Source organism: Kitasatospora sp. NPDC003701 (genome assembly GCF_053587085.1).
Map to the genome: position 1 here is coordinate 1 of NZ_JBSFNM010000152.1, position 3,770 is coordinate 3,770.

The 3,770-nt window shown below is 70.2% G+C and carries 3 protein-coding genes, 5 tRNA genes and 1 rRNA gene; 1 reads left to right on the top strand and 8 read right to left on the bottom strand.

The features are described from left to right. A partial coding sequence (locus tag ACWDRR_RS44230; protein WP_449778009.1) for an IclR family transcriptional regulator domain-containing protein occupies positions 1-369 on the top strand: 369 nt, incomplete at its 5' end. Between the two features lie 124 nt (positions 370-493). Here ACWDRR_RS44230 and ACWDRR_RS44235 read toward each other — a convergent pair. The 8 genes from ACWDRR_RS44235 to ACWDRR_RS44270 form a co-directional block, all read right to left on the bottom strand. Then, positions 494-568 (bottom strand) — tRNA-Gln (locus tag ACWDRR_RS44235). 43 nt (positions 569-611) lie between these two features. After that, a tRNA-Glu gene (locus ACWDRR_RS44240) sits at positions 612-687 on the bottom strand. Positions 688-713: 26 nt separating this feature from the next. Beyond that, positions 714-786: transfer RNA gene (locus ACWDRR_RS44245), tRNA-Glu, on the bottom strand. A 27-nt stretch (positions 787-813) separates the two neighbouring features. Beyond that, a tRNA-Glu gene (locus ACWDRR_RS44250) sits at positions 814-886 on the bottom strand. A gap of 37 nt (positions 887-923) precedes the next feature. After that, positions 924-995 (bottom strand) — tRNA-Gln (locus ACWDRR_RS44255). Positions 996-1,203: 208 nt separating this feature from the next. After that, positions 1,204-2,703, bottom strand: coding sequence for a glutamate--tRNA ligase (gene gltX, locus ACWDRR_RS44260; protein WP_449778010.1), 1,500 nt, complete (start codon positions 2,701-2,703; stop codon positions 1,204-1,206). Then, positions 2,696-3,496, bottom strand: a complete 801-nt coding sequence (locus ACWDRR_RS44265) for a fumarylacetoacetate hydrolase family protein (protein WP_449778011.1) — start codon at positions 3,494-3,496, stop codon at positions 2,696-2,698. The genes gltX and ACWDRR_RS44265 overlap by 8 nt, the downstream gene beginning before the upstream one ends. Positions 3,497-3,649: 153 nt before the next feature. Then, a 16S ribosomal RNA gene (locus tag ACWDRR_RS44270) occupies positions 3,650-3,770 on the bottom strand; the annotation flags it as partial.

The window sequence follows — 3,770 nt, forward strand, 5'->3', positions numbered from 1 at the left end:
GAGCGGCTCTCCGGCCTGCGGGACACCGTCCCGGTCGGCAGCACCCTGCCGATGAAGGCCGGCTCCGCCGCCCAGGTCCTGCTGGCCTGGGAGGAGCCCGAGCGGCTGCACCGCGGCCTCCAGGGCGCCCGGTTCACCGCCACCGCGCTGAGCGGCGTCCGGCGCCGCGGCTGGGCCCAGTCCATCGGGGAGCGGGAGCCGGGCGTGGCGTCCGTCTCCGCGCCCGTGCGCGGCCCCTCCAACCGGGTCGTGGCCGCCGTCTCCGTCTCCGGCCCGATCGAGCGCCTGACCCGCCACCCGGGCCGGCTGCACGCCCAGGCCATCATCGAGGCCGCCAACCGGCTCACCGAGGCCCTGCGCCGCGGCTGAGGACCCCGACAACAGCACAAGGGCCCGCTCACCCCGGTGAGCGGGCCCTTTCTTTCCGGGGAATCACCCGGAAATGCGACCGGAAAACACAAAAGACCCTGGCGAACCAGGGCCTTGCTTTTACTGGCTGGGGTACCAGGACTCGAACCTAGACTAAATGAACCAGAATCACTCGTGCTGCCAATTACACCATACCCCAACAAAGCAATCAGCCGATGGGCAAGCCCACCGGCTTAATGCTCTGGTACCCCCGACCGGATTCGAACCGGCGCTACTGCCGTGAGAGGGCAGCGTGCTAGGCCGCTACACAACGGGGGCTTCCTGGCGATCCCTTGCGGGATCAGTACCCCCGACCGGATTCGAACCGGCGCTACTGCCGTGAGAGGGCAGCGTGCTAGGCCGCTACACAACGGGGGCTTTCCAGGTGATCCCTTGCGGGATCAGTACCCCCGACCGGATTCGAACCGGCGCTACTGCCGTGAGAGGGCAGCGTGCTAGGCCGCTACACAACGGGGGCTTGATCTTTGTTTGTACTGCGTACTGCTTGTACTGCGCTGGGGTACCAGGACTCGAACCTAGACTAAATGAACCAGAATCACTCGTGCTGCCAATTACACCATACCCCACCAGAGTTGAACCCTTGCGGGCCCTCTCGGGCGTTGCGCCTCTCGCTCGGTCCGGACGGGGTTTCGCTCCCTCGTCCGTTCCCTCCCGGGCGGCGCAGAAAGAACATTACCCGACGTCCGGCCCCGGTCCAAAATCGATAACCCCAGGCAGCCGCAGCGGGGGCTGCGGACCAGGTCAGAACCCGGCCCGCGGCCCCCGTACGCGCCCTCAGGCAGCCGGCGCGGCGGCCAGCGCGGCGTTCAGCCGGCGCAGCGTCTCGGGGCGCCCGAGCAGCTCCATCGACTCGAAGAGCGGCGGGGAGACCCGGCGGCCGGTGACGGCCACCCGCAGCGGCGTGAAGGCGAACTTGGGCTTGATGCCCAGCCCGTCCACCAGCGCCGCGCGCAGCGCGGCCTGGATCGGCTCGGGCGAGAAGTCCGCGAGCTCCTCCAGCGCCTTGATGCTGGCCTCCAGCACCGGGCGGGCGTCCGCGGTGAGCACCTTGGCGGCGTCGTCCGCGTCCAGCGCGAAGTCGGCCGGGTCGACGAAGAGGAAGCCCGCCATGGTGACGATCTCGCTCAGCACGACCATCCGCTCCTGGGTGAGCGGGGCCACCTTGGCCAGCAGCTCCAGCTGCTCGGCGGACGGCTCGGCCGGCAGCAGACCGGGCGCCTGCAGGTACGGCACCAGGCGGCGGACGAAGTCCTCCGGGGCCAGCCGGCGCAGGTGCTCGGCGTTGATGTGCTCGCACTTCTTGAGGTCGAAGCGGGCCGGGTTGGCGTTGACGTCGGCGATGTCGAACGCCGCGACCAGCTGCTCCACGGAGAAGATGTCGTCGTCCGCGGAGAGCGACCAGCCGAGCAGCGACAGGTAGTTGAGCAGGCCCTCGGGGATGAAGCCGCGCTCGCGGTACAGGTTGAGCGAGGCCTGCGGGTCGCGCTTCGAGAGCTTCTTGTTGCCCTCGCCCATCACGTACGGCAGGTGGCCGAAGCGCGGGGTGCTGCCGTCGCCGACGCCGATCTCGGCGAGCGCGGCGTACAGCGCGACCTGGCGCGGGGTCGAGGAGAGCAGGTCCTCGCCGCGCAGCACGTGGGTGATGCCCATGAGGGCGTCGTCCACCGGGTTGACCAGGGTGTAGAGCGGCGCGCCGTTGGCCCGGACGATGCCGTAGTCGGGCACGTTCTCCGGCTCGAAGGTGAGCGTGCCGCGCACCAGGTCGTCGAAGACGATGGTGCGGTCGGGCATCCGGAACCGCAGGATCGGCTCGCGCTTCTCCAGCTTGTAGACGGCGACCTGGTCGTCCGTCAGCTCCCGGCAGTGGCCGTCGTAGCCGGAGGGCCGGCCGGCCGCGCGGGCGGCCTCGCGGCGGGCGTCCAGCTCCTCGGTGGAGCAGTAGCAGTGGTAGGCGTGGCCGGCCTCGTGCAGCCGGCGGGCGACGTCGGCGTAGATGTCCATCCGCTGCGACTGGCGGTACGGCTCGTGCGGGCCGCCGACCTCCGGGCCCTCGTCCCAGTCGAAGCCGAGCCAGCGCATGGCGTCGAGCAGCTGCCGGTACGACTCCTCGGAGTCGCGGGCGGCGTCGGTGTCCTCGATCCGGAAGACCATCGTGCCGCCGTTGTGGCGGGCGAAGGCCCAGTTGAAGAGGGCCGTGCGGATCAGACCCACGTGCGGGTTGCCGGTCGGGGACGGACAGAAGCGAACCCGAACGCTCGGGTCAGTGTTAGCCACGCTTGATCACCTTGTTGGCGAGAGTGCCGATGCCTTCGATGGAGACGGCGACCTCGTCGCCGACGTTGAGCGGGCCCACCCCAGCGGGTGTGCCGGTGAGGATGACGTCGCCGGGCAGCAGCGTCATGGCCTCGGAGATGTGGACGATCAGCTCGGCGACCGAGCGGACCATCAGGGAGGTGCGACCGGTCTGCCGAAGTTCGCCGTTGACCGTGCAGGTGATGGCGAGGTCGCTCGGGTCGAGGTCGGTCTCGATCCACGGGCCGAGCGGGCAGGCGGTGTCGAAGCCCTTGGCGCGGGCCCACTGGCCCTCGCGCTGCTGCACGTCGCGCGCCGTGAGGTCGTTGGCGCAGGTGTATCCGAGGATCACCTCGGGCACCCGGTCCAGCGGCACCTCGCGGCACATCCGGCCGATGACCACGGCCAGTTCGGCCTCGTGGTGGACGTCGGAGGAGAACGGCGGGTACGCGATGGACTCGGTCGGGCCGATCACCGAGGTCGACGGCTTGAAGAAGGTCAGCGGGACGTCGGGGACGTCGTTGCCGAGCTCGGCCGCGTGGGCGGCGTAGTTGCGGCCGACCGCGACGATCTTGTTCGGCAGCATCGGGCTGAGCAGCCGCACGTCCTGGAAGCGGTAGCTCTCGCCGGTGGGTTGGGGCTGCCCGAACGGGTGACCGGCCAGGGCGTGGACGACCAGAGACTCGGGCTGGGCCGGGTCGCCCTCGACCACGCCGAAGGAGACGCTGCCGGCGGCAGGGCTCCCTTCCCGGACGGAAAACCTGGCAATGCGCACGGCTGGGCTACCCCTCGCTTCGTCGGCCGCCCGGGGCGCGCCCGGGCGCTGGTGGGCACCGTGCCCGGTGGGCGCGGACCCGCTCAATCGTCGACCAGGCTATCGCGTGGGGCCTCGACCGGCCGCTTTACCCCTGTTCAGGCCGGTTGCACCCGACTCGGCCCGAGGGGCCGCGCCGGGTCCGACGGGGCGTCGCTGCATCAGGCTTTCGCCCATTGTGCAATATTCCCCACTGCTGCCTCCCGTAGGAGTCTGGGCCGTGTCTCAGTCCCAG